At 61.4% G+C, this 25619-nt stretch carries 24 protein-coding genes; 12 read left to right on the top strand and 12 right to left on the bottom strand.

Annotation, left to right across the window (positions count from 1 at the left end):
* Positions 1–20: 20 nt before the first annotated feature.
* The gene (locus AC0IYH_RS10460) at positions 21–710 is read right to left on the bottom strand and encodes an MlaA family lipoprotein (protein ID WP_116629506.1); all 690 of its coding nucleotides are present in this window, start codon (positions 708–710) and stop codon (positions 21–23) included.
* Positions 711–916: 206 nt separating this feature from the next.
* On the opposite strand from AC0IYH_RS10460, the gene AC0IYH_RS10455 reads away from it, so the two are divergent.
* A complete protein-coding gene (locus tag AC0IYH_RS10455; protein WP_471834188.1) occupies positions 917–1525 on the top strand; it encodes an HAD family phosphatase in 609 nt (202 codons plus the stop codon).
* 110 nt (positions 1526–1635) lie between these two features.
* On the top strand, positions 1636–1902 hold the full coding sequence (locus AC0IYH_RS10450) for a DUF4404 family protein (protein WP_101267746.1): 267 nt from the start codon (positions 1636–1638) through the stop codon (positions 1900–1902).
* A 124-nt stretch (positions 1903–2026) separates the two neighbouring features.
* Here AC0IYH_RS10450 and queF read toward each other — a convergent pair whose 3' ends face one another.
* Both queF and copI read right to left on the bottom strand, forming a co-directional pair.
* On the bottom strand, positions 2027–2857 hold the full coding sequence (gene queF, locus AC0IYH_RS10445) for an NADPH-dependent 7-cyano-7-deazaguanine reductase QueF (protein WP_116629504.1): 831 nt from the start codon (positions 2855–2857) through the stop codon (positions 2027–2029).
* Positions 2858–2923: 66 nt separating this feature from the next.
* Positions 2924–3445: a copper-resistant cuproprotein CopI gene (copI, locus tag AC0IYH_RS10440; protein WP_471834185.1), complete on the bottom strand. Its 522-nt coding sequence runs from the start codon at positions 3443–3445 to the stop codon at positions 2924–2926.
* A 156-nt stretch (positions 3446–3601) separates the two neighbouring features.
* On the opposite strand from copI, the gene AC0IYH_RS10435 reads away from it, so the two are divergent.
* Together AC0IYH_RS10435 and AC0IYH_RS10430 are read left to right on the top strand one after the other, a co-directional pair.
* Positions 3602–4282 carry a heavy metal response regulator transcription factor gene (locus tag AC0IYH_RS10435; protein ID WP_116629502.1) on the top strand — a complete coding sequence of 227 codons (681 nt, stop codon included), beginning with the start codon at positions 3602–3604 and terminating at the stop codon, positions 4280–4282.
* Positions 4279–5625: a heavy metal sensor histidine kinase gene (locus AC0IYH_RS10430; protein ID WP_471834183.1), complete on the top strand. Its 1347-nt coding sequence runs from the start codon at positions 4279–4281 to the stop codon at positions 5623–5625. Before AC0IYH_RS10435 ends, AC0IYH_RS10430 begins: the two co-directional genes overlap by 4 nt.
* Before the next feature lie 116 nt (positions 5626–5741).
* Here the strand turns inward: AC0IYH_RS10430 and AC0IYH_RS10425 are convergent, their stop codons facing one another.
* From AC0IYH_RS10425 to AC0IYH_RS10415, 3 genes are read right to left on the bottom strand one after another with little or no spacing between them, the layout of a single operon-like run.
* Entirely contained in the window at positions 5742–6986 is a 1245-nt protein-coding gene (locus tag AC0IYH_RS10425) for a lipoprotein-releasing ABC transporter permease subunit (protein ID WP_116629500.1), read from the bottom strand.
* Between the two features lie 59 nt (positions 6987–7045).
* Complete coding sequence (gene lolD / locus AC0IYH_RS10420) at positions 7046–7729, bottom strand: lipoprotein-releasing ABC transporter ATP-binding protein LolD (protein WP_017477213.1); 684 nt, start codon at positions 7727–7729, stop codon at positions 7046–7048.
* 7 nt (positions 7730–7736) lie between these two features.
* Positions 7737–8987, bottom strand: a complete 1251-nt coding sequence (locus AC0IYH_RS10415; protein ID WP_101267732.1) for a lipoprotein-releasing ABC transporter permease subunit — start codon at positions 8985–8987, stop codon at positions 7737–7739.
* A gap of 94 nt (positions 8988–9081) precedes the next feature.
* Here AC0IYH_RS10415 and AC0IYH_RS10410 point away from each other — a divergent pair, with 94 nt between their 5' ends.
* Positions 9082–9660: a PilZ domain-containing protein gene (locus AC0IYH_RS10410; RefSeq protein WP_116629499.1), complete on the top strand. Its 579-nt coding sequence runs from the start codon at positions 9082–9084 to the stop codon at positions 9658–9660.
* Between the two features lie 44 nt (positions 9661–9704).
* Positions 9705–10427, top strand: a complete 723-nt coding sequence (locus AC0IYH_RS10405; protein ID WP_116629498.1) for a glycerophosphodiester phosphodiesterase — start codon at positions 9705–9707, stop codon at positions 10425–10427.
* Positions 10428–10469: 42 nt separating this feature from the next.
* Here AC0IYH_RS10405 and sthA read toward each other — a convergent pair whose 3' ends face one another.
* A complete protein-coding gene (gene sthA, locus AC0IYH_RS10400) occupies positions 10470–11864 on the bottom strand; it encodes a Si-specific NAD(P)(+) transhydrogenase (RefSeq protein WP_116629497.1) in 1395 nt (464 codons plus the stop codon).
* Positions 11865–12079: 215 nt separating this feature from the next.
* Here sthA and AC0IYH_RS10395 point away from each other — a divergent pair, with 215 nt between their 5' ends.
* Positions 12080–12613 carry a chalcone isomerase family protein gene (locus AC0IYH_RS10395; protein WP_471834179.1) on the top strand — a complete coding sequence of 178 codons (534 nt, stop codon included), beginning with the start codon at positions 12080–12082 and terminating at the stop codon, positions 12611–12613.
* A 120-nt stretch (positions 12614–12733) separates the two neighbouring features.
* On the opposite strand, the gene AC0IYH_RS10390 is transcribed toward AC0IYH_RS10395, so the two are convergent.
* Positions 12734–14197 (bottom strand): glyceraldehyde-3-phosphate dehydrogenase, encoded by a 1464-nt coding sequence (locus AC0IYH_RS10390; RefSeq protein WP_471834178.1) that lies wholly within the window; start codon positions 14195–14197, stop codon positions 12734–12736.
* A gap of 340 nt (positions 14198–14537) precedes the next feature.
* Here AC0IYH_RS10390 and mfd point away from each other — a divergent pair, with 340 nt between their 5' ends.
* The 3 genes from mfd to AC0IYH_RS10375 are packed head-to-tail and all read left to right on the top strand — an operon-like array spanning position 14538 to position 21265.
* Complete coding sequence (gene mfd / locus AC0IYH_RS10385; protein WP_471834176.1) at positions 14538–17987, top strand: transcription-repair coupling factor; 3450 nt, start codon at positions 14538–14540, stop codon at positions 17985–17987.
* An 11-nt stretch (positions 17988–17998) separates the two neighbouring features.
* Positions 17999–18565, top strand: a complete 567-nt coding sequence (locus tag AC0IYH_RS10380; RefSeq protein WP_471834174.1) for a CsiV family protein — start codon at positions 17999–18001, stop codon at positions 18563–18565.
* Positions 18566–18574: 9 nt separating this feature from the next.
* Positions 18575–21265 (top strand): DEAD/DEAH box helicase, encoded by a 2691-nt coding sequence (locus tag AC0IYH_RS10375; RefSeq protein WP_122772988.1) that lies wholly within the window; start codon positions 18575–18577, stop codon positions 21263–21265.
* 91 nt (positions 21266–21356) lie between these two features.
* Here the strand turns inward: AC0IYH_RS10375 and nagZ are convergent, their stop codons facing one another.
* Both nagZ and AC0IYH_RS10365 read right to left on the bottom strand, forming a co-directional pair.
* Positions 21357–22367 carry a beta-N-acetylhexosaminidase gene (gene nagZ, locus AC0IYH_RS10370; protein ID WP_471834172.1) on the bottom strand — a complete coding sequence of 337 codons (1011 nt, stop codon included), beginning with the start codon at positions 22365–22367 and terminating at the stop codon, positions 21357–21359.
* 144 nt (positions 22368–22511) lie between these two features.
* Positions 22512–23219 carry a TetR/AcrR family transcriptional regulator gene (locus AC0IYH_RS10365; RefSeq protein ID WP_122772986.1) on the bottom strand — a complete coding sequence of 236 codons (708 nt, stop codon included), beginning with the start codon at positions 23217–23219 and terminating at the stop codon, positions 22512–22514.
* A gap of 263 nt (positions 23220–23482) precedes the next feature.
* Here AC0IYH_RS10365 and lexA point away from each other — a divergent pair, with 263 nt between their 5' ends.
* On the top strand, positions 23483–24091 hold the full coding sequence (gene lexA, locus AC0IYH_RS10360) for a transcriptional repressor LexA (protein ID WP_169355608.1): 609 nt from the start codon (positions 23483–23485) through the stop codon (positions 24089–24091).
* Between the two features lie 10 nt (positions 24092–24101).
* A complete protein-coding gene (sulA, locus tag AC0IYH_RS10355) occupies positions 24102–24575 on the top strand; it encodes an SOS-induced cell division inhibitor SulA (protein WP_116629489.1) in 474 nt (157 codons plus the stop codon).
* A gap of 159 nt (positions 24576–24734) precedes the next feature.
* Here sulA and AC0IYH_RS10350 read toward each other — a convergent pair whose 3' ends face one another.
* Positions 24735–24968, bottom strand: coding sequence for a hypothetical protein (locus tag AC0IYH_RS10350; protein WP_053255041.1), 234 nt, complete (start codon positions 24966–24968; stop codon positions 24735–24737).
* Positions 24969–25086: 118 nt separating this feature from the next.
* Positions 25087–25608: a DUF6586 family protein gene (locus AC0IYH_RS10345; protein WP_471834169.1), complete on the bottom strand. Its 522-nt coding sequence runs from the start codon at positions 25606–25608 to the stop codon at positions 25087–25089.
* Between the last annotated feature and the right edge of the window lie 11 nt (positions 25609–25619).

Raw genomic sequence — 25619 nt, 5'->3', positions numbered from 1 at the left:
TCATTTCAAAGTGTCACGGCTTAAAAGTCGTCGACGACCTTGCCATCCTTGACCTTGAACTCGCGGTTCTGCAGGTAGGCATTGCGGATAAAGGTGTACTTGTCACCGGTGATCAGCTTCTCGCTGTCGAGCAGGCTGGCACGGGTGTCGACGATGCCAAGGCCCATCACGCTGTTGCGCAGGGACACATCATCCATATAGCGGTAAGGCTGGGTGTAACTGTCCACATATTTGGACGGCGCATCACGCAGCGTGCTCGGGCCCAGCAGGGGAATCATCACGTATGGACCACTGCCGACGCCCCAGTAGCCAAGGGTCTGACCGAAGTCTTCGTCACTGCGCTGCAGCCCCATTTTGGTGCCGACATCGATAAAGCCCAGCACGCCGAACGTGGTGTTAACCAGCAAACGGGCGGTGTCGACACCGGCATTGTGGGGCTTGAGCTGCAGCACGTTGTTGGCCAAGTTGCCGACATCGCCGATGTTGCGGAAGAAGTTATGAACGCCATCCTGCACGAATTGCGGGGTCACGAACTGATAGCCTTGGGCCAATGGTTTGAGGGCGTAGGTATCAACGGTGTCGTTGAAGGTGAAGATCGGACGGTTGACGCTTTCCCACGGGTCATCTTCCGATGCAGCCTGGGCAGCGAACGGGGCCAGCAGGACGGTGGCACACACCGACAGCTGAGCGAAGTAATGGCTCCAGCGCATAGCTTTTGCTCCTTGAATGGTCTGTCATGGGCGCTATGCCCTGAATAAGGTTGGCAGTATATGACGGAAGTGTGGAATTAGGCAGCATGCGAGAAACGTCATACGCCAAACATACAAAATTCCTACAATTACCGCCGCTTTCACAGTCCTGTCATCGATTTGTCATCCCGCACCGATAGCGTCAAAGCTATTTCAGGGAAGTCGACATGCCCCACGCCGAGATTGCCAACGCCAGCGCGCCCGCCTTGACTGCTGTTCTGTTCGGACTGAGTGGCTGCCTGGTGGACTTTGGTTCCCGGGCCCGCACCGACACTCCCTCCCCCGACTCCCAGGCCACGCCAGGCGCGCTGAAAATCCTGCGCAGCCTCAAGGACCAGGGCGTGCCCTGCGCCTGGCTGGATGAACTCCCCGCCTCGGTGACCACCCCGCTGGCCGCCGCACTCCCCGACTGGCTCAAGGCTGCCGCCCCCGCCTCGATCCGCTGGCCGGCGCCCCACGCCTGCTGGCAAGCCTTGATGGAACTGAACATCGAACGCCTGGAAGGCTGCGTGCTGGTCAGCGGCGAACCACGCTTGCTGCAATCAGGGCTAAATGCGGGGTTGTGGACCATCGGCCTGGCCTCCTGCGGCTCGCTGTGCGGCCTGGCCCCCGAGCAATGGCAAGCGCTGAGCGAACAGGAGCGCGAATACAAGCGCGGCAAGGCCACGGTGGCACTGTACGGGCTGGGCGTGCACTCGGTGATCGATCACCTGGGCGAACTCGGCAGCTGCCTGGCCGACATCAGCCTGCGCCAGCTCAAAGGCGAGAAGCCCTGATCGAGATCATGCACACTCGGCGCCGGTGGATTAATCTACAGGTCAGCCCGTAGACCTTTCTCGGCGTGCCGTGGTCTATGCCAGTGCCTATCGATAAAAGGAAGAACGTCATGCCTGATCGCAAAAAGTTGGAAGAACAGGTCGAGATCCTGCGCGGGCAGTTGGAACAGCAACCTCCGCTGCCGGAAGAAAAGCGTGAAGCGCTGGAAGAGTTGATTGCCAAATTCGAAGTGCAACTTGAACTGGAACCGGCCACCCAAACCCCAAGCATCGCCGACGATGTGAACCGGGCGGTGGAAGGCTTTGAGTTGGATCACCCGGGGATTGCCGGGACGCTGCGCAATATTGTGATCACTTTGGGCAATATCGGCATCTGACCGAACCCAGAACCAAATGTGGGAGGGGGCTTGCCCCCGATGGCAGTGGGTCAGACACACATACTGTGACTGACACTCCGCTATCGGGGGCAAGCCCCCTCCCACATTTGGTTCTTGGTGATGTTTACTGACGAGCCAGACGCAGATTCTGGAACGCCACATCCTCAGTACTGCGATACGGGTTGATATCCAACCCACCCCGTCGCACATACCGCGCATACACCGTCAACTTCTCCGGCTTCAGCAAACGCTGCAAGTCCAGGAAGATGCGCTCCACACACTGCTCATGGAAGTCCGAATGCTGGCGAAAGCTCACCAGGTATTCCAGCAGACTGGCATGGTCCAGCGCCGAACCGCGGTATTCCACCGCCACGCTGCCCCAATCGGGCTGGCTGGTGACCGGGCAGTTGGATTTGAGCAGATGGCTGTGCACGCTCTCCTCGACGATGCGTGAAGCGTCGCAACGCAGCAGCTCCGGGCGCGGATGCGCGTAGTTGCTGACGCTGATATCCAGGTCATCGATGCACACGCCCGGCAACGCCAGCACACCTTCGGCCTCAACCTCGGCCAGGCTGCGGATGCGCACGCTCACCGGCTTGCCGGCGGCCGCACTGAGATCGGTGCGCAGGGTCGCTTCCAGGCTAGGGGTATCGGCGAACGCGGTCTGGTTCAGCGAGTTGAGGTACAGCTTGAACGACTTGGATTCGATGATGTTCGGCGAATCGGCCGGGATGCTGAATTCACCGATGGCCACCACCGGCTTGCCCGACGGCAGCAGCCAGGACAACTCGAAGCAGTTCCAGAAATCCACGCCCTTGTAAGGCAGGGTCTCGGCGCTCAGGCCCAGCTCGGCCCACTTGGCGGCGCGTGGAATCGGGAACAGCAACGATGGCGTGTAAGTGGAGATGTATTCACTGGACTTGCCCAGCGGCGAATGTTCGGCTGCGGGATGCATGGCGGAAACCTGGCTAAATAAACCGCGCCAGTCTACCAGCCTTTGCTCCCGCTCTTAAAAAACACCTTACTCAACGGTCAGCTTGCCGACCATGCCCGCCTGGTAATGCCCGGGCAGGTTGCAGGCAAACTCCAGCCCCGTGGCCTTGGTGAAGGTCCAGGTCAGTTCGGCGGTCTTGCCCGGCTCCACCAGGACGCTGTTGGGATCGTCATGCTTCATGCCGCCCATGTCGCCATGCCCCATGGCGCTGTGGTCCATCTTGCCCACGCCGGTCGCGGTGAGCGTGCCGCTGGCCTGCATCTGTAGCATTTCCTTCTGGTGTTCGGCATGCATCGCCGCGTCGCCCAGGTTGAATTCGTGCAACAGTTGGCCTTTGTTGACCAGTACAAAGCGCACCGTCTCACCGGCTTTAACGTCGATGGCCTTGGGCGAAAAGGAAATGTCCTGCAAGGTTACTTCCACGGTACGCGTGGCCTTGCTCGCCGCAGCCGGCTGGCCGAATGCATAGGTGTGGGCCGAATCGGCCAACGCATTGAAACTCAACGCCAGCAGGCAGCCCGCCAACAACAGGGGTGTACGCAACGCCATCGCTCTTCTCCAAAAATGTGTAACACGCTGGGGCAGCACTCTAAGATGGCGCCGCTGCCAGCCAGCTGACTGCTAGATTACAACTTTGTCAGGTTGCGCCCCAAGCCGCGTACCCACGGTATAAAGCCCATCGTTACCCGCTGCCAAGAGTTGCCCATGAAACTGCTGATCGTCGAAGACCAACCCAAAACCGGTCACTACCTGCGCCAAGGCCTGGCCGAGGCGGGGTTTACCACCGAATTGGTGGCCGACGGCACCAGCGGCCAGCACCTGGCGCTAACCGGCGACTATGACCTGCTGATCCTCGATGTGATGCTGCCCGGCCGCGACGGCTGGCAGATTCTGCAAGCCGTGCGCGACGCTGGCCTGGAGATCCCGGTGCTGTTCCTGACCGCCCGCGACGCCGTGGAAGACCGCGTGCATGGCCTTGAGCTGGGCGCCGACGACTACCTGGTCAAGCCCTTCGCCTTTTCCGAACTGCTGGCCCGGGTGCGCAGCCTCTTACGCCGTGGCACCAGCACGCCGCAGGAAACCGCACTGCAACTGGCCGACCTGCGCCTGGACCTGATTCGCCGCCGCGTCGAACGCGACGGCCAGCGCCTCGACCTCACCGCCAAGGAGTTCTCCCTGCTGGAACTGCTGCTGCGCCGCCAGGGCGAAGTGCTGCCCAAATCGCTGATCGCCTCCCAGGTGTGGGACATGAATTTCGACAGCGACACCAACATCATCGAAGTCGCGATCCGCCGCCTGCGCCTGAAAGTCGACGACAACTTCCCCACCAAGCTGATCCACACCGTGCGCGGCATGGGTTATGTGTTGGAGGAGCGCTGCAATTGATCCAGCGCCTATCCCTGGCCAGCCGACTTGCGCTGCTGTTTGCCGCCTGTACCGCCGTGGTCTCGCTGCTCGCTGGTGTGCTGTTCAACCAGGCCAGCGAGGCGCACTTTATCGAGCTGGACCAGCAACAGCTCGACAACAAACTCATGGCGCTGCGCAGTACTTTGCAGGGTGTTGACTCGCATCAGGCCTTCGCCCAGCGCGAAGCGCAACTGCGCGCCGAAATCGACCGCCAACCCGACCTCGCCCTGCGCATCACCGCCGCCGGCGAGCGCTGGCTGGACACAGCGCCCAACGTCAGCCTACCCACAGCGCCCGGCCTGCACAGCCTGCAAAACGCCGGCACCGATTACCGCGTGTACAACGCGCCATTAGTCGCCAGCCAAGCGGGTTCGCCGCAACTGAGCCTGATGCTGGACATCACCCACCACCAGCACTTCCTGCAGCGCATGCAGCACTTGATCTGGCTTACGGTCGGCCTCTCGGCCCTGGCCACCGCGCTGCTGGGCGCCTGGGCTGCGCGCAGTGGGCTGCGGCCGCTGCGGCGCATGGGCGAAGTGGCTGCCGGCGTCTCGGCCCATTCCCTGACCCAGCGCCTGCCCCAGCAACAGATGCCGGCCGAACTGGCAGAACTGGCCCAGGCCTTCAACGCCATGCTCGGCCGGCTGGACGACGCCTTCCAGCGCCTGTCGGCGTTCTCCGCCGATATTGCCCATGAACTGCGCACGCCGCTGTCCAACCTGCTGACCCAGACTCAAGTGATCCTCACCCAGCCGCGCCCGCTGGAGGAATACCGCGAGGCGCTGCACAGCAATCTCGAAGAACTGCAATGGATGGCGCAGTTGGTCAACGATATGTTGTACCTGGCCAAGGCCGATCATGGTTTGCTCATGCCCAAGCGCGAGCCTTTGGCGCTGGCTGATGAAGTGGATGCGTTGCTGGAGTTCTTTGCGTTGCTGGCCGAGGACGCTCAAGTCAGCCTGGTTCGCGAAGGCACCGCCCATGTGTCGGGCGATCGCGGCATGTTGCGTCGGGCGCTGTCGAACCTGTTGGATAACGCGTTGCGGTTTACGCCAGCGGGCGGCGCAGTGCGGGTGCGAATGGGGGATGGCGTGACACTCACGGTTGAAAACACCGGAGAAGGCATTCCGGCGAGCGTACTACCGAGGCTGTTTGACCGCTTCTACCGCGCCGACCCGGCGCGCCGTGAAGGCAGCAGCGAGCATGCAGGGCTGGGGCTGGCGATTACCCAGTCGATTGTGCGGGCGCATGGGGGGAGGATTTTTTGTGAGTCTGGGGCGGGGTGGACGCGGTTTGTGATTGAGTTGCCAATGGGGGATTGATGCTGACTGGGCCGGCCCCATCGGGGGCAAGCCCCCTCCCACATTCGACCGAGTACATCCTTTGGAATACGGTCAAAATGTGGGAGGGGGCTTGCCCCCGATAGCGGTCTAAAGCCTTACGAATACCTCAGCGCATGCGCCGGCTCAATCTTCGCCGCCCGATACGCCGGATACAGCGTCGCCAAAAAGCTCAACACAAACCCCGCCGTGCAAATCAGCAGCACATCCCCACCTTGCAGTTCCGAAGGCAGGTTGCTGACGAAATACACATCCGAACTGAAGATATGCTGCCCGGTCACCCGCTCCAGCCAGCCCACCAGCTCACTCACGTTCAGCGCCGCAATCACGCCGAGCACGCCGCCGATCAAGGTGCCAACGATGCCGATCACCGTGCCCTGCACCATGAAGATCGCCATGATCTGCCGGGGCGTGGCGCCGATGGTGCGCAAAATCGCAATGTCCGCACCCTTGTCGTTCACCACCATGATCAATGTGGCGATGATGTTGAACGCCGCCACGGCGACAATCATCAGCAGCAACAAGCCGATCATGGTCTTTTCCATCTTCATCGCGCTGAACAGACTGCCTTGGGTGTGGGTCCAGTCGTCAGCCTTGTAGGCCGTGCCCAGGCTGCCGGCGATGTCGGTCGACACCTTGGGCGCCGCGTACAAGTCCTTCACCGCCAGGCGCACGCTTTGCACCTGGTTCGGCTGCCAATGCTGGATCTCGGCGGCGTCAGCCATGTGGATCAGGGCCATGGAGCCATCCAGCTCGGCGCCGACCTTGAAAATACCGACCACGTTCAAACGCTGCATGCGCGGGGTGATTCCACCCGGCGCGGTGCTGATTTCCGGGACGATCAGGGTGAGCTTGTCGCCCACATTCAGGCGGAAACGCCGCGCAGTGATATCCCCCACCACCACGCCGAATTCACCCGGTTTCAAGTCATCCAGTTTGCCGCGCACGATGTGCTGGGCCACGATCGACACCTTACCTTCCTGGGCCGGGTCGACGCCGCTGATCTCGATCGGCTGCATCGCGCCCTTGTAGGAAAACATGCCATCCATCTGCGTGAACGGTACGGCGGCGGTGACTTCCGGGTTCTTCATCGCCGCCGCAGCCACTGGCTGCCAATCATCAATCGGGTTGACGCCGACGATGGTGGCGTGGGGCACCATGCCGAGGATGCGCGAGCTCATTTCGCGCTGGAAGCCGTTCATCACCGACAACACCACGATCATCGCCAGCACGCCCAGGGCGAGGCCGATCATCGAGGTCATCGAGATAAACGAAACAAAACGGTTGCGGCGCTTGGCGCGGGTATAGCGCGTGCCGATGAAAATCGATAACGGTCTGAACATTCGCGGGCACCGTTGAAAAAATTAAAAAGCCCGACGCCAGGCGCCGGGCTTGAAACGGGTCAGATGGCGACCAGATGACCTTCCTGCAGGTGCAACACGCGGTCCATCTGGCGGGCCATGCTCATGTCATGGGTCACTACCAGGAACGCGGTGCGCATCTGGGTGCTCAGTTCCAGCATCAAGTCCTTGATGCCCTGGGCGGTGTGGGAGTCGAGGTTGCCGGTCGGCTCGTCGAGCATCACCAGGCCCGGGTTGTTCACCAGGGCACGGGCAATCGCCACACGCTGGCGCTCGCCGCCGGACAGCTCGGCCGGCTTGTGCTCCAGGCGATGGCCGAGGCCGACGCGTTCCAGCAAGGCCTTGGCGCGCTGGCGTGCTTCCGGGATCGCGGTCTTGCCGATCAGCAGCGGCATGCACACGTTTTCCAGCGCGGTGAATTCCGGCAGCAGGTGATGGAACTGGTACACAAAACCCAACGAACGGTTGCGCAACTGGCCACGGGCCTTTTCGCCGAGGGCCGAGAGTTCTTCGCCGGCCAGCCATACGCTGCCCTGGGACGGCGTGTCGAGGCCGCCCAGCAGGTTCAGCAAGGTACTTTTGCCGGAGCCGGAACTGCCGACGATGGCTACGCGTTCGCCAGGGTGCAGTTCAAGTTGCAGGTTGGACAGCACCACCACGGATTCCGGGCCTTCCTCGTAGGATTTGCCCAGGTTGCGGCAGCTCAGGATTGCTTTTTCACTCATGCCCGATTCACTCATAACGTAAGGCCTGTGCTGGCTGGGTACGTGCCGCGCGCCAGGCTGGATACAGGGTGGCAAGGAAACTCAATACCAACGCAGCGCCGCCCACCATCAACACGTCCTGGGCTTGCACCTGGGACGGCAGGTAATCGATGAAGTAGACGTCGGCGTTGAGGAACTTGTGCCCGAGGACTTTCTCCAGCGCGGCGATGGCGGCGCTGACATTCAACGCGGCCAGGATGCCGACGGCGGTGCCGATCAAGGTGCCGACCACGCCGATCACGGTGCCCTGCACCATGAAGATCGCCATGATCTGCCCCGGTGTGGCGCCCAGGGTACGCAGGATGGCGATGTCGCCCTTCTTGTCGTTCACCACCATCACCAGGGTGGAGATGATATTGAAGGCGGCCACGGCGACGATCAGCAGTAACAGCAGGCCGATCATGGCTTTTTCCATGCGGATGGCCTGGTACAGGTTGCCGTGGGTGCGAGTCCAGTCGCGGGCGTAATACTGGGATTCACCCAGGTGCTGGGCGATTTCCCAGGCGCCGCGCGGCGCGTCGAACAGGTCGTTGAACTTGAGGCGCAAGCCCTGCACCTGGTCCGGCTGCCAGCGATGCAGGCGGGCCAGGTCGGTGAGGTTGGTCAGGCCGAGGTAACCGTCGATCTCCCCAGCGCCGACGTGGAAGGTGCCGACCACGGTGAAGCGCTTCATGCGCGGGAACATGCCGGCCGGGGTTACGGTGACTTCCGGCGCGACGAAGGTCAGCTTGTCGCCGAGGCCCACACCGAGCTTGGCCGCGGCCTTGTCGCCGATCACGATGCCGAAACTGCCGGGCGCCAGATCGTCAAGTTTGCCCTGCAGCATGAACTTGTCGATGATCGAGACGTTGCGTTCCTGGGCCGGGTCGATGGCATTGAGCAGGATCTTCTGAACCTTGCCGTCGTTGGTCAGCAGCCCCTGCATCTGGGTGAAGGGCGCTACGGCCACCACCTTGGGGTTCTGCTTGACCTTGGCGGCCAGGCTTTGCCAGTCGCTGATCGGCGCATCGCCCTCGATGGTCGCGTGGGGCACCATGCCCAGCACACGGGTGCGCATCTCATGATCGAAGCCGTTCATCACCGACAGCACCACAATCATCACGACCACGCCCAAGGCGAGCCCGATCATCGAGGTCAAGGAAATGAACGACACAAAATGATTGCGACGCTTTGCACGGGTATAACGCGTGCCGATAAATACGAAGAGAGGTCTGAACATGTCGGGGCTTGTTCGGAGGAAAAGAAGACGTCCCGGTGGCGGGGTCTGGTAAGCAGCTTTACACTCAGACCATTACCGTTACCTGGGGTTCGCCATGTCGACATTAGATGAAGAAGAACGCCGCGAATACTACCGTATCGACGACATGATCGCACTTCAAATCAAAAGCCTGTCTGCCCCCGAAGCGGCGAGCAAGGAAGTGTTGCTGGATGATTCCCCGCTGTTCAATCTGCTCAGTGAATTGCACCTGAGCGAATTCGAAGCCCAGCACCTGTTGCGCCAGCTCAGCGAGAAGGATCGCACCCTCGCCGCCTTCCTGCGTGTGCAGAACAAACGCGTGGACCTGCTCAGCCAGATCATGGCGCGCGGCCTGCTGGACGAGGTCGGCGCGCCGCAGCCGGTGATCATTTCCGAAGGCGGCATCGACTTCCAGCACCCCACGCCCCTGCCGGCCGGCGCACACCTGGCGGTCAAGCTGGTGCTGATGCCCCAGGCGCTCGGCCTGCTGCTGCGCGCGCGCGTCACCCATTGCGACCCCAAGGGCGATGGCTTTGACGTTGGCACCGAGTTCGAATCCATGACCGACGCCCAACGCCAATTGCTCGCGCGCTACATCCTGCAAAAACAAGCCCAGGAGCGCCGCCTGGCGCGTGAACAAAGCGACGACCTCTGACTACGTATTCACACCGCCGGACGACCTGGCGCAAAGGAGCAACTGTGACCCTGATTTATGGCCACCGCGGTGCCAAAGGCGAAGCACCGGAAAACACCCTGACCAGCTTTCAGGAGTGCCTCAAGCACGGCGTACGCCGTTGCGAACTGGACTTGCACCTGTCCATGGACGGCGAGTTGATGGTCATCCACGACCCGACCCTCAAGCGCACCGCTGACCGGCGCGGCAAAGTCGTCGAGTATTCGGCGGCGGACCTGGTAAAGATGGACGCGCGCAAAGGCGGCCCGGGCTGGGTCAAGCCGTGCCCGATCCCGCGTCTGGAAGAGCTGTTCGAAAAGTGCGACTTCGATCACTGGCAACTGGAAGTCAAAAGCGCTTCGCGCACCCGCGCCGCAACCACCGTGCTGGCGATCCGGGAGATGGCCGTAAGGCACGGCCTGATGGACAAGGTCACCGTGACCTCAAGCTCGCGGGAAGTATTGAAAGCAGCGGTTGAACTCACCCCGGACCTGTCACGCGGCCTGGTCGCCGAATACGCCTGGCTCGACCCGTTGAAGGTCGCGCAGAACTATGGCTGTGAATACTTGGCGTTGAACTGGACGCTGTGCACCCCCGAGCGTCTGGAGAAAGCCCAGCGCCAGGGTTTGCACGTGTCCGTGTGGACAGTCAACGAACCCGCGCTGATGCGCAGGCTCGCCGACTTCGGCGTAGATAGCCTGATTACAGACTTTCCCGGTTTGGCCACTGCCACCCTCGGGAATTACTGAAATCGGTCTCCCCGGCCGGCTCAGGCCACCGGCCGGAGCCGCTCAAAAAAGCCGGTTGAGGCCGTCGTAGGCCGCTACCCGATAGGCTTCAGCCATGGTCGGGTAGTTGAACGTGGTGTTCACAAAATACTTGAGCGTATTGAGTTCACCCGGCTGGTTCATGATCGCCTGGCCGATGTGCACGATCTCCGAGGCCTGGTAGCCGAAGCAGTGCACGCCGAGGACTTCCAGGGTTTCACGATGGAACAGGATCTTCAGCATGCCCTGGGGCTCGCCGGCGATCTGTGCACGCGCCATGCTCTTGAAGAACGCCTTGCCCACTTCGTAAGGCACCTTGGCCTTGGTCAGTTCGTGCTCGTTCTTGCCGATCGAGCTGATCTCGGGAATGGTGTAGATCCCGGTCGGCACGTCGTTCACATAACGCCAGCTGCCATTATCGACGATGCTGCCCGCCGCCGAACGGCCCTGGTCATGGGCGGCACTGGCCAGGCTTGGCCAGCCGATCACGTCACCGGCTCCGTAGATGTTTGGCACGCAGGTCTGGTAGTTCTCATCCACTTCGATCTGGCCACGGCTGTTGACCTTGACCCCGATGTTTTCCATGCCCAGCTTGTCGGTGTTGCCGGTACGTCCGTTGCACCACAGCAAGGCGTCGGCCTTGATTTTCTTGCCGGACTTAAGGTGCAGGATCACCCCGTTGTCCAGGCCTTCGACGCGCTCGTACTCTTCGTTGTGGCGCACGGTGATGTTGTTGTTGCTGAAGTGGTAGCTCAACGCCTGGGAAATTTCCGAGTCGAGGAAGCTCAGCAGCTGGTCGCGGTTATCCACCAGCTCCACCAGCACACCCAGGCCGCTGAAGATCGAGGCGTATTCGCAACCGATCACGCCGGCGCCATAGATAATCAGTTTGCGCGGGGTGTGGCCCAGGCTCAGGATGGTGTCGCTATCGTAGATACGCGGGTGGTGGAAATCGATATCCGCCGGGCGATACGGGCGCGAACCGGTGGCGATGATGATGTGCTTGGCCACCAGCTTCTCAACCACGCCGTTGGGGCACACCACTTCAATGGTTTGCTCGTCGGCGAAGCTGCCGGTGCCGAAGAACAGGTCGACGCGGTTACGGGCGTAGTAGCCGGTACGCGAGGCGACTTGTTTGGAAATGACTTTCTCGGCGCTTTTCAGCACGTCCGGGAACGAGAACCAGCGCGGCTCACCAATCGCCCGGAACATCGGGTTGGTGTTGAACTGCATGATCTGGCGGACCGAGTGACGCAAGGCCTTGGACGGGATGGTACCCAGGTGGGTGCAGTTACCGCCGACCTGGCGACGGCTATCGACCATCGCCACCTTGCGCCCTGCCTTCGCGGCGTTCATCGCCGCACCTTCTCCAGCCGGGCCGGAACCCAGTACCACCACGTCGTAGTTGTAGACAGCCATGCGTACTCCTCAGAACAGGCCAGGCGTACGGTTGGACGCCTGGCTAAATCATGCCGCGGCCAGCGGTCATGAAGGACAATTTGGCTCAAGTGTGTGAACCGGGGCACAGTCTATATAAGGCTCAACGCCGCGCACATTAACCCTTGGTCGCGTCGTAGGCCAGTCTTGCCATACTACAGCACGCAAATCAGCGCTGATTTCAGGGGTGGGCCATTATGCGACAACTACTTATCTGTTTGGTGATGATGCTCTCGCTGACCGCTCACGCCAGTGATGCGGAGCGTCTCAAGCAAGCCGGCTTTGCGGCGCAAGCAGAGGGACTGGTGCTGAAAAACCAGGCAGTGCTCACTTATCTTTGGGCGGATGTGTACGCGGCTGCGCTGTATGCCCCGCAGGAGTTGAGTGCAAGGCAGGCCTGGAGTCAGCAAAAAGCCGTGCGCCTGGCGTTGTATTACTTTCGCGACATCGACCGCAGTGATGTGATCAAGGCTGCCACCGCGACGCTGGAGCGCCAGCAGGCCAAAGGCCGATTGAAGCCCGAGATTGAAAAGCTGCATGCCAGCTTTCGTAATATCCATAGCGGTGATCGGTATGCACTGGATTTTCGTCCGGGGCGTGGGTTGAATCTGGAGATTAATGGTGAGGTGGTGTTTAGCAGTCGTAGCGATGAACTGGCCAGGACCTATATGGGTATTTGGTTGGCGCCTAAGGGGTTGTCTGATGAATTGCGTGGCAAGCTGCTGAACTGAGTTGGCTGCACCGTCCTCATCGAGGGCAAGCCCCCGATGAGGCCCTATCAGTCACCCAAAACCCCACAGGCATAAAAAAACCCCGAACCAGTCGGGGCTTTTTTTATTAACCGCTAATGCTTAGCGCGGGAACGCAGGCGGGTTGACCCCGGCCATGTCTTCCATCACGCGAACCACCTGGCAGCTGTAGCCGAACTCGTTGTCGTACCACACGTACAGCACAACGCGGTTGTCCTGGGTAATGGTCGCTTCCGCGTCCACCACACCGGCGTGGCGCGAGCCCACGAAGTCGGTGGAGACCACTTCCTGCGAGTTGACGTAGTCGATTTGCTTGTGCAGATCGGAGTGCAACGCCATGTAGCGCAGGTACTCGTTCATCTCTTCACGGGTGGCGGCTTTCTCAAGGTTGAGGTTGAGAATGGCCATCGACACGTTTGGCGTCGGAACACGGATCGCGTTACCGGTCAGCTTGCCGGCCAGCTCAGGCAGGGCCTTGGCAGCAGCGGTGGCCGCACCGGTCTCGGTGATCACCATGTTCAACGCGGCGCTACGGCCACGGCGATCGCCCTTGTGGAAGTTGTCGATCAGGTTCTGGTCGTTGGTGTACGAGTGAACGGTTTCAACGTGGCCGTTAACGATGCCGAACTTGTCATTCACAGCCTTCAGCACCGGCACGATGGCGTTGGTGGTGCAGGAAGCGGCGGACACGATCTTGTCGTCAGCGGTGATTTCGCCATGGTTGATGCCATGCACGATGTTCTTCAGCTTGCCCTTGCCCGGTGCGGTCAGGACAACGCGGTCGATACCCGGGCAGGCCAGGTGCTGGCCCAGGCCTTCGGCATCACGCCATACGCCGGTGTTGTCCACCAGCAGGGCGTCCTTGATGCCGTACTGGGTGTAGTCCACCTCAGCCGGGTTCTTCGCGTAGATCACCTGGATCAGGTTACCGTTGGCGGTGATGGTGCTGTTTTCTTCGTCGATGACGATGGTGCCGTTGAACGGGCCGTGTACCGAATCGCGGCGCAGCAGGCTGGCGCGTTTGGTCAGGTCGTTCTCGGCGCCTTTGCGCACCACGATGGCACGCAGGCGCAGGCCGTCGCCGCCACCGGTTTTTTCGATCAGGATGCGCGCCAGCAGGCGGCCGATACGACCGAAGCCGTACAGCACAACGTCGGTGCCTTTGCGGGCGGCGGCGTTCTGCTGGCCAACCACATCGGCCATTTCTTCACGCACGAACTGCTCGGCGGTGCGGCCAGCGCCTTCCTTGCGGAATTTGTAGGCCAGCTTGCCCAGGTCTACCGAGGCCGCGCCGAGCTTGAGCTCGCTCATGGCTTTAAGCAGAGGGAATGTTTCGTGGACGGAGAGTTCGCTGTCGTCGGCAGAACGATGGCGAGCAAAGCGATGCGCCTTGAGAATCGCGATGACTGACTGGTTGATCAGGCTGCGGCCATAGATCGAGCTCACCACATTGTTATTGCGGTACAGCTGACCGATAAGCGGGATCATCGCTTCTGCGAGTGCTTCACGGTCGATCCATTCACCAAGACACTGGTCGGGCTTCTGAGTCACGGGAACCTTCCACATGTAGGGGCTGAAAAAAGGGGCTACATTATGCCGCCCGACTGCCCTCGGAGCAATGCGCGCCCTACAACAAAAACCCCTTGCGGAAAAATACCGCCCCTCTGCAGCCCAGTAAATACGCGGGTTCCAGAAGGCCACTAGCCAAGCGCCTACGCCGACTTGTCCGTAACTCTCCAAAACTTACGTGCAAAATGGCACTACATATTGAGTCAAAATGCACCATTGTTTGTCTTAGCCACTACATTTCCTGCAAACCGTAATAGGCTCAGTCAGCAACTGACAGGCGGCACCTCGGGCCGCTACAATTACCGACTTTGTCGCAACGCTTGGAGCTCAACCTTCCGTGCCCGTTCTGCGTCTACCGCTTCTCCCTGCCGCGGCAGGTAAACAGCACTGGGGCAACCTGCCCGGTGCCGCCCTGAGCCTGGCCATTGCCGAGGCTGCCAGCGCAGCCAAGCGCTTTACCCTGCTGCTTACCGCCGACAGCCAAAGCGCCGAACGGTTGGAGCAGGAGCTGAGCTTCTTCGCCCCCGATTTGCCGGTGCTGCATTTTCCCGACTGGGAAACCCTGCCCTACGACCTGTTCTCGCCGCACCAGGACATCATTTCCCAGCGCATCGCCAGCCTGTACCGCCTGCCGGAACTGGCCCACGGCGTGCTGGTGGTGCCAATCACCACGGCCCTGCACCGCCTGGCGCCGACCAAGTTCCTGCTCGGCAGCAGCCTGGTGCTCGATGTCGGCCAGAAACTCGATGTGGAGCAGATGCGCACGCGCCTGGAAGCCAGCGGTTATCGCTGCGTCGACACGGTGTACGAGCATGGCGAATTCGCGGTGCGCGGCGCGCTGATCGACCTGTTCCCGATGGGCAGCAAGTTGCCGTACCGCATCGACTTGTTCGATGACGAAATCGAGACCCTGCGCACCTTCGATCCGGAAAACCAGCGCTCCATCGACAAGGTGGACTCGATCAAGCTGCTGCCGGCGCGGGAATTCCCGCTGCAAAAAGACGCGGTCACGCGCTTCAAGGCACGCTTTCGCGAACGCTTCGACGTGGATTTCCGCCGCTGCCCGATCTTCCAGGACCTGAGCAGCGGGATTACACCGGCCGGTATCGAGTACTACCTGCCGCTGTTCTTCGACGAAACCTCCACCCTGTTCGATTATCTGCCCCAGGACACCCAAGTGTTCTCGCTGCCAGGCATCGAGCAGGCGGCGGAAAACTTCTGGAACGACGTGCGCAACCGTTATGAAGAGCGCCGCGTCGATCCGTCCCGGCCTTTATTGCCGCCCGCCGAGCTGTTCCTGCCGGTGGAAGACTGCTTCGCCCGCCTGAAAAGCTGGCCGCGTGTGGTCGCCAGCCAACAGGACGTGGACGCCGGCGGTGGTCGCGAACGCTTCCCCGCCGCCGCGCTGCCGGATCTGGCGATCCAGGCCAAGGCCACGCAGCCACTGGAAGCACTGTCCAACTTCCTCGGCGACTTCCCCGGCAGCGTGCTGTTTACCGCCGAATCCGCCGGCCGCCGTGAAGTGCTGCTGGAACTGCTCGAACGCCTCAAGCTGCGGCCGAAAACCGTCGACAGCTGGCCGGACTTTGTCGCCAGCAAGCACCGCTTGGCGATCACCATCGCGCCGCTGGACGAAGGCCTGCTGCTGGACGACCCGGCCCTGGCACTGATCGCCGAAAGCCCGCTGTTCGGCCAACGCGTGATGCAGCGTCGCCGCCGCGAAAAACGCGCCGACGCCAACAACGACGCGGTCATCAAAAACCTCACCGAGCTGCGTGAAGGCGCGCCGGTGGTGCATATCGACCACGGCGTAGGCCGCTACCTGGGCCTGCAAACCCTGGAGATCGACAATCAGGCCGCCGAATTCCTCACCATGGAGTACGCCGAGGGCGCCAAGCTCTACGTGCCAGTGGCCAGCCTGCACCTGATCGCCCGCTACACCGGCAGCGACGACGCTCTGGCGCCGTTGCACCGCCTGGGCTCCGAGACCTGGCAGAAAGCCAAGCGCAAGGCCGCCGAACAAGTGCGCGATGTGGCCGCCGAGCTGCTCGACATCTATGCACGCCGCGCAGCGCGCGAAGGTTATGCGTTCGCCGACCCGAAAGCCGACTACGCCACCTTCAGCGCCGGCTTTGCCTTCGAAGAAACCCCGGACCAGCAAACCACCATCGAAGCCGTGCGCGCCGACATGCTCGCGCCCAAGCCGATGGACCGCCTGGTGTGCGGCGACGTGGGCTTCGGCAAGACCGAAGTGGCCATGCGCGCCGCCTTCATTGCCGTACACGGCGGCCGCCAGGTGGCGATCCTGGTGCCGACCACCCTGCTCGCCCAGCAGCACTACAACAGTTTTCGCGACCGCTTTGCCGACTGGCCGGTGACCGTCGAAGTGATGAGCCGCTTCAAGTCCGCCAAGGAAGTGAACGCCGCCATCGCCGACCTCGCCGAAGGCAAGATCGACATCGTGATCGGTACGCACAAATTGCTGTCGGACGATGTGAAGATCAAGAACCTGGGCCTGGTGATCATCGACGAAGAACACCGCTTCGGTGTGCGCCAGAAAGAACAGCTCAAGGCCCTGCGCAGCGAAGTCGACATTCTTACGCTGACTGCGACGCCGATCCCACGCACGCTGAACATGGCGGTGTCGGGCATGCGCGACTTGTCGATCATCGCCACGCCGCCGGCGCGGCGTCTGTCGGTGCGCACCTTCGTCATGGAGCAGAACAAAAGCACGGTCAAGGAAGCACTGCTGCGCGAATTGCTCCGTGGTGGCCAGGTGTACTACCTGCACAACGACGTGAAAACCATCGAGAAATGCGCCGCCGACCTCGCCGAATTGGTGCCGGAAGCACGGATCGCCATCGGCCACGGGCAGATGCGCGAGCGCGAACTCGAACAGGTGATGAGCGACTTCTACCACAAGCGTTTTAACGTACTGATCGCCTCGACCATCATCGAGACCGGTATCGACGTGCCGAGCGCCAACACCATCATTATCGAGCGCGCCGACAAGTTCGGTCTTGCGCAACTGCACCAGCTGCGTGGTCGTGTTGGTCGCAGCCACCACCAGGCCTACGCCTACCTGCTGACGCCGCCGCGCCAACAGATCACCTCCGACGCGGAAAAGCGCCTGGAAGCGATCGCCAACACCCAGGACCTCGGCGCCGGTTTTGTGCTGGCCACCAACGACCTGGAAATCCGTGGTGCCGGCGAATTGCTGGGCGACGGCCAGAGCGGGCAGATCCAGGCCGTAGGTTTCACTCTTTATATGGAGATGCTCGAGCGCGCGGTGAAAGCCATCCGCAAGGGCGAGCAACCGAACCTCGACCAGCCCCTGGGCGGCGGGCCGGAAATCAACCTGCGTTTGCCGGCGTTGATTCCCGAAGACTACCTGCCCGACGTGCATGCGCGGCTGATCCTGTACAAGCGCATCGCCTCGGCCACCGACGAAGAAGGCCTCAAGGACCTGCAAGTGGAGATGATCGACCGCTTCGGCCTGCTGCCGGAACCGACCAAGAACCTGGTGCGCCTGACCCTGCTCAAACTGCAGGCCGAGCAACTGGGCATCAAGAAGGTCGACGCCGGGCCGCAGGGTGGGCGCATCGAGTTCGAAGCGCAGACGCCGGTGGACCCATTGGTCCTTATCAAACTGATCCAGGGCCAGCCCAACCGCTACAAGTTCGAAGGGGCTACGCTGTTCAAGTTCATGGTGCCGATGGAACGCGCTGAAGAACGCTTTAATACATTGGAGGCGTTGTTCGAGCGCCTCATCCCGAAAACTGCTTGAAGGACGCCCCAATGCGCCTGTTCCGCATTTTGAGCCTGATGTTGGTGGTAGTGGCACCGGCGGCGTTTGCCGACAGCCCCTACCAGGTGGAAATGATCCTGGTGCGCCAGAACGCGGAACCGGTGATCAGCAGCCGCCCCGCGCCGGAAAACTGGGATGCCGGTGCCGTGCGCCTGGGCGACAAGATGAGCCCGCCGCGCCTGGGCAACATCGTCGACAAACTGCGCGCCGACAACAGCTACACCGTGCTCGCGCACAAGGCCTGGGAACAGAACCTGGGCGAGCAGCCGGTGAAGATCTCGATCACCGACGGCCAGGAGCAGTTCGGCCAGTTTCCCATTGAAGGCGTGTTAAACCTGCAACTGGGGCGCTTCACCGATATCGATGCGAATTTCTGGATCAACCAGTTCGACGCCAACGGCAGCGTGGTCGCCAGCGAGCACCTGAGCCAGACCGACGTACGTACCAAGAATAATCAGCTCAACTACCTGGACGGCGGCCACCTGGCGCTGCTTATCAAGATCACCTCCTTGACCGCCAAGCCCCCCAGCGCACCACCGCCCGACATTCAGGACTGATCCAGCGCCATGCCCCTGACGTCGTCATTGACCAAACCCCTGGCCCCTTCGTGGGCCAATCGCTTCAAAGAGCAAAGCCTGGAGCGTGGGCGACGTTACGCGCTGGAGAACCGCGTGCGCATTGTCGAGTCCGGCGACAGCACCATCGTCGCCAGTTGCGAGGGCTCGGGCGGCAATGTTTACCGGCAGACCATCTCGTTGCGCGAATCGGCCAAGGGCACGCTGATCCTGGTGGACAGCCGCTGTACCTGCCCGGTGCACACCAATTGCAAACACATTGCGGCGGTGCTGCTCAAGGTCCAGGAAACCCTGGCCTACCCGGCGGCGGCCCAGGATGCGGAACTGCTGGAGAAGCTGCAGGCCGTGCTGGACAATCGCGTCGTACTGCCGCAAGTGGTGATGGAAGATGTGCCTCCGGTGCCACGCCTGTGGCTGGCGAGTGTTGAGTTCAGCGCGTTTGAACCGCGCAACGGCAAGATGCAGCGCTATATCCAGCACCGTGCGGCGCTGTCGTTCAACTACCTGGGCAACTATGTCAGCGGGCAAAAAAACGCCGACATCATCGTGCGCCAGGAAACCCAGAGCCTGCGCATCAAGCGGCATCCCGAGCTGGAGCAACCCTATCGCGAGCAATTGCGCCTGCTTGGCTTCAAGATTGCCACGCGCCAGAGCAAGGCCCTGCCGGAAAGTGCCGGCGAGCTGTTCGAGATGGTCAATGACAGCGCCTGGCTGAACTTCACCCTGAATGCCTCGCCGACCTTGCGCGCGGAGGGTTGGGAGTTGCAGATCGATGAGGATTTCGGTTTTGACCTGAGCGCGGTCGATGACTGGTACGCCACCGTCGACGAAGGCCCGGAGCGCGATTGGTTTGACCTGGAACTGGGGATCATCGTCAACGGTGAGCGCCTGAGCCTGCTGCCGATCCTGCTCAACCTGATGCGCTCACACACCGAAATCCTCAACCCGGAAAAACTCGCGCGGCGCCGCGACGATGAGCTGATCCTGGTGAACATTCCCGGCCTGCCCAACGGCCATGGCCCGCTGCAAGTGGCGTTGCCCTACGGCCGCTTAAAGCCGGTACTGGCGACCCTCGGCGAGTTTTATCTACAGGACGCCGGCACCACCACGCTGCGCCTGGCCAAGGCCGATGCGATCCGCCTCAACCCGCTGGAAGACCTGCCCCTGCAATGGGAGGGAGGCGAGAAGATCCGCAACTTCGCCCAGCGCCTGCGGGATATCAAGGGCTTCAGTTGTGAAGCGCCTGAAGGGCTGAACGCGACCTTGCGCCCGTACCAGTTGGAAGGTTTGAGCTGGATGCAGTCGCTGCGGCAATTGGATGTCGGCGGGATTCTCGCGGATGACATGGGTCTGGGCAAAACCCTACAAACTCTGGCGCATATTCTCAGCGAGAAAGCCGCCGGGCGCCTGGACCGCCCGTGCATGGTGGTGATGCCCACCAGCCTGATCCCCAACTGGCTGGACGAAGCAGCGCACTTCACCCCGCAGCTCAAGGTGCTGGCGTTATACGGCGCGGCGCGCAAGAAACATTTCGCGAGCTTGCAGGACTACGACCTGCTGCTGACCACCTATGCCCTGCTGCCCAAGGACATCGACACCCTCGCCGCCCAGCCCCTGCATGTGCTGATCCTCGACGAAGCCCAGTACATCAAGAACCCGTCCAGCAAAGCCGCCCAGGCTGCACGCGAGCTGAATGCGCGGCAGCGCCTGTGCCTGAGCGGCACGCCGCTGGAAAACCACCTGGGCGAGCTGTGGTCGCTGTTCCACTTCCTGCTGCCGGGCTGGCTGGGCGATGTAAAAAGCTTCAACCGCGATTACCGGGTGCCCATCGAAAAACGCGCGAGCGATGTACGACTACAGCACCTCAATGGTCGGATAAAACCTTTCCTGCTGCGCCGTACCAAGGAACAGGTCGCGACGGAATTGCCGCCCAAGACCGAGATCATCCACTGGGTCGACCTCAATGAGGCCCAGCGCGACGTGTACGAAACCATGCGCCTGGCCATGGATAAAAAGGTCCGCGACGAGATCACCCGCAAAGGCGTGGCGCGCAGCCAGATCATCATTCTCGAAGCGCTGCTCAAGTTGCGCCAGGTGTGCTGTGACCTGCGTCTGGTCAACGACGCCACCCTGCCCGCACGCGGCAGCAGCTCGGGCAAGCTCGACAGCCTGATGGAAATGCTCGAAGAGCTGTTTGCCGAAGGGCGCCGGATTCTGCTGTTCTCCCAGTTCACCTCGATGCTGAGCCTGATCGAAGTGGAACTGAAAAAACGCGATATTGCCTACGCACTGCTGACCGGCCAGACCCGTGATCGGCGCACGCCGGTGAAGGACTTCCAGAGCGGCAAGCTACAGATTTTCCTGATCAGCCTGAAAGCCGGCGGCGTAGGCCTGAACCTGACCGAAGCCGACACCGTGATCCACTACGACCCCTGGTGGAACCCGGCCACGGAAAACCAGGCCACCGACCGTGCCTATCGCATCGGGCAGGAGAAGCCGGTGTTCGTGTACAAGATGATCGCGCGGGGCACGGTGGAGGAGAAAATCCAGCACCTGCAGAAGGAGAAATCCGACCTGGCGGCAGGCGTGCTGGATGGGCGCACGACGGGGGATTGGCAGTTGGGTAACGAGGATATCGAGGCGCTGTTTGCGCCGTTGCCTCACAAGCAAGAGAAGCGCTGACTGTAAGATCGCTATCGGGGGCAAGCCCCCTCCCACATTTGTGCGTATTCACAATTCAAGAGTGGGAGGGGGCTTGCCCCCGATGCGGTCTTCAGTCGATCAACTGAGCCTCCCGCAACGCGTTCAGCGCCGCCAACCAACGCGGATCCTGTTTGTACGCGGTCGACGCAATCGCCTGCCCACGCATCCGCGCAATACGAGCAGACGGCGTAACCTTCATGCGCTGCGCAGCGCTTAGCGCCAACTCAGCCGCCGCACGATCGTTACACACCAAACCCATATCGCAACCCGCCGTCAGCGCCGCCTCAATCCGACTGGCCGCATCGCCGACCACATGGGCACCGGCCATCGACAGATCATCGCTGAAAATCACCCCGTCAAACTGCAACTCGCCGCGCAGGATGTCCTGCAACCAACGGCGCGAGAAGCCGGCCGGCTGGGCGTCAACCTGCGGGTAGATCACGTGGGCCGGCATCACGGCCGCCAATTGCTTGCTCAGGCGTGCGAAAGGCACCAGGTCATTCGCGCGAATCTGTTCCAGGCTGCGTTCATCATTGGGAATCGCTACGTGGGAATCGGCCTCGGCCCAACCATGGCCCGGAAAGTGTTTACCGGTGGCCGCCATGCCGGCGCTGTTCATGCCGCGAATAAACGCACCGGCAAGCACTGCGGCGCGCTCGGGGTCGCCTTCGAATGAGCGGGTGCCGACCACGGCGCTGCGTTGGTAGTCGAGGTCCAGCACCGGGGCGAAACTAAGATCCAGGCCCACCGCCAGCACTTCAGTGGCCATGATCCAGCCGCACTGCTCGGCCAGGTATTCAGCGTTGGGGTTATCCGCCAACGCGCGCATGGCCGGCAGGCGCACAAAACCCTGGCGCAGGCGCTGCACGCGGCCGCCTTCCTGGTCGACGGCCAGCAACAGGTCGGGGCGCACGGCACGGATCGCAGCACTCAATTCACGTACCTGGCGCGGGTGCTCGATATTGCGCGCGAAAATGATCAGGCCGCCCACTTCGGGTTGGCGCAACAAGTGACGATCCTCGGCCGTCAGCCAGGTACCGGCCACGTCGACCATCAAAGAGCCTTGCAGGGCAGCAGTCATAAACCTTCCTTAAATAACGCACACAACCCGTTGCACTCACCACGCGCGAGACACGCGGCGAGCACAACAGGTTGCGAGTAAATAGCTGAAATCGGCATGGCGGCTAGCTTAGCGGATGCAAGCGGCCGCGCACACCCGGGGCGGTCAAACCTTGGCGACGGTCGGCACAGTTTTGCTGCGCGGGCGCAGTTGCGCGGCCGCCATGGTCGGGTCGGTCACCCCGGTTTCGGCGCGCATGCCGGCGGCCAGGAACGGCACCATCAGGCGCATCACCTGCTCAATGGAGGTGTTGACGCCGAAATCGGTCTCGGCAATCGCACGCAATGCCTTGATCCCGGACATGCTGAACGCTGCCGCGCCGAGCATGAAGTGCACGCGCCAGAACAGCTCGATCGGCGGGATACGCGGCGCCGCTTCGTTGACCAGCAACATGTAGCGACGGAAAACCTTGCCGTACATGTCTTCCAGATAACGCCTCAGGTGGCCCTGGCTTTGGCTGAACGCCAGGCCCAACAAGCGCATGAAGATCGACAAGTCATTGCCGCTACGCGGTTGAACCACCAGCGCTTGCTCCACGAGGATTTCCAGCAGGTCTTCCAGGCTTGGCTTGTGGTCGGCCTTGGCCTGGCGGCGCTCCAGCTCACGGTCGAGGCTGGCGCAGAACGGCCCCAGGAAGCGCGAGAACACGGCCTGGATCAGGGCTTTTTTCGAGCCGAAATGGTAGTTCACTGCCGCGAGGTTGACCCCCGCCTTGCTGGTGATCAGCCGCAATGAAGTTTCAGCAAATCCTTTTTCCGCGAACAATTGCTCGGCAGCATCGAGAATGCGTTCAACGGTTTCCGACTGGGCCATGGCTACTCCGCCTGACAAACACTTGTTTGAAACATACGTTTCAGGGTGTGTCTTGTCAAGCCTGCGGGTTCGTTTTCCGGCCGGGCAGTCATCTATTTCATGGCTATTTAATCACATCCGTCACGCCCTGGAGGCGGCGCTATCTCTGCCCTGCAGGACGGGTGACGAATGACCGTCCAGCGGAGTGCCGAAAAAGGATGATTGCCAAGCGCAGTTCACTGTATATAATCCCAGTCACTGTATAAAAAGACAGAGCGATCAACATGCTAAAACTGACGCCACGCCAAGCTGAGATTCTGGCTTTTATCAAGCGCTGCCTCGATGACAACGGCTACCCGCCGACGCGAGCGGAAATTGCGCAGGAACTGGGGTTCAAGTCACCCAACGCTGCCGAGGAACACCTCAAGGCCCTCGCTCGCAAAGGTGCTATCGAAATGACCCCGGGTGCTTCGCGCGGTATTCGTATCCCTGGCTTTGAAGCCAAGGCCGACGAATCGACACTGCCGATCATCGGCCGCGTCGCCGCCGGTGCACCGATCCTGGCACAGCAACACGTTGAAGAATCCTGCAACATCAACCCGACCTTCTTCCATCCTCGCGCCGACTACCTGTTGCGCGTGCACGGCATGAGCATGAAGGACGTGGGGATTTTCGACGGCGACCTGCTGGCCGTCCACACCACTCGCGAAGCCCGTAATGGCCAGATCGTCGTTGCCCGTATTGGCGACGAAGTCACCGTCAAACGCTTCAAGCGCGAAGGCAGCAAGGTCTGGCTCCTGGCCGAGAACCCTGAGTTCGCCCCGATTGAAGTGAACCTGAAAGATCAGGACCTGGTGATCGAAGGCTTGAGTGTCGGCGTTATCCGCCGCTAAAGGAGACATCATGCAGCTCGTGCACACCCCGCAACACACACAACTGTCGCTGTTCGAGGCCTTTATGGCCCAACCCCTTGCGCCGATCCTCAAGGAAACGGTCGAGGCGCCCTGGAGCGCCGAACCCGAGGCGTTCAGTGAACTGTCGTTGCGCGGTGCTGCCGGGAGCTGCTTGAGCCTGCTGGCGCCGATCCTGCGCGAATTGAGCGAGGAACAGGACGCCCGCTGGCTGACACTGATCGCCCCGCCCGCCAGCCTGACCCAGGCCTGGCTGCGGGACGCCGGCCTCAACCGCGAACGGATCCTGTTGCTGCAACCACGCGGCATGCAAAGCGCCCAGCAGTTGACCTGCGAAGCTTTGCGCCTGGGCCGTAGCCATACCGTAGTGAGCTGGTTGAACCCGTTGAATGCGACGGCCAAGCAACAACTGATCAGCGCCGCACGTACCGGCGATGCACAGAGCTTGAATATTCGATTGGGATAATGTGGCGAGCGAGCTTGCTCGCGCTGGGCTGCGAAGCGGCCCTAGATAGATAGCTTAATGCGGTACATCAGTCATGACGCGGTGTCTGGTTTTGGGGCCGCTTGGCGGCCCAGCGCGAGCAAGCTCGCTCGCCACAACAACCCGGCTTTTCACTGAAACTCAGTGAAGCACCCGCGGCCCATCGTCCTTCTCCGGCTCGCCTTCCGCCAGGCGGCCCGCCATCTGCACACCTACGCTCAACATCGCTTTTGCGACTTCCACGTGCTGGCCTTGCAGGAATGCTTTTGCGTCTTCGGAAAAATCCAGAATGACCAGAGAACCCTCGTCCTCAGCCCGGCGCAGCTCGATTCGGCCGTCAGGCAGTTCAACAATTTCCAGAAAGGACGTCGGCATAAAAGTCTGTTCTCCACGAAAGGCCGGGATTATATCAGTCATCCACCCGGCCTCGCTGAGGAACTGAAGAGGTTTCTTTACGGCTTGATGAACGGTGTTTTCTGAACCCGTGCCGGTTTCAGCACTCGTTCAGGCCTTCGCGAAAACGCAGCGCCATCTTTTTCAGCTCCTGGCGCCAGCCTTCCAGCTCTTCCCGGCTCAACGGCTTTGGCTCTTCTTCCTCCAGTGCCACCGCCACGATCAGCGTCTGGGTCACGTCGCCCTTGGGCACATGGGGGATACGCGGCGGCTGGAACATGTCCGCATGCGCCTTGAGCAAGCGTGCCACCCAGCTGTCCGGGCTCTGGGCCATTTCCACCAGCTCGGCCAACTCAGGGATGGCCATGCTCTCCAGAACTTCGCGATTCATGATCATTTCTGCACGGGGCGAACCGGCCTGCGGCAAGCGGTAGAACCCGGCGATCTCATGGCACAATCCCAACAAGGCACCGTACAGGTGGAACAAGGCCGCCTCACGCCCCGCCTGGACCAGCGCGATGGCATTCATCTCCTTCCCTTCCTCGGCACGGCCAAGGGCTTCCAGGGACAAACCCGCGAAGTAAATTTTCTGATTGGTACGGGTATAGAGTTCGTTGGCCATGACGGCAATCT

The organism is Pseudomonas sp. AC463, assembly GCF_979253585.1.
The sequence above is the reverse complement of the archived record's forward strand: the minus strand, read 5'-3'. Positions and strand labels throughout refer to the sequence as shown.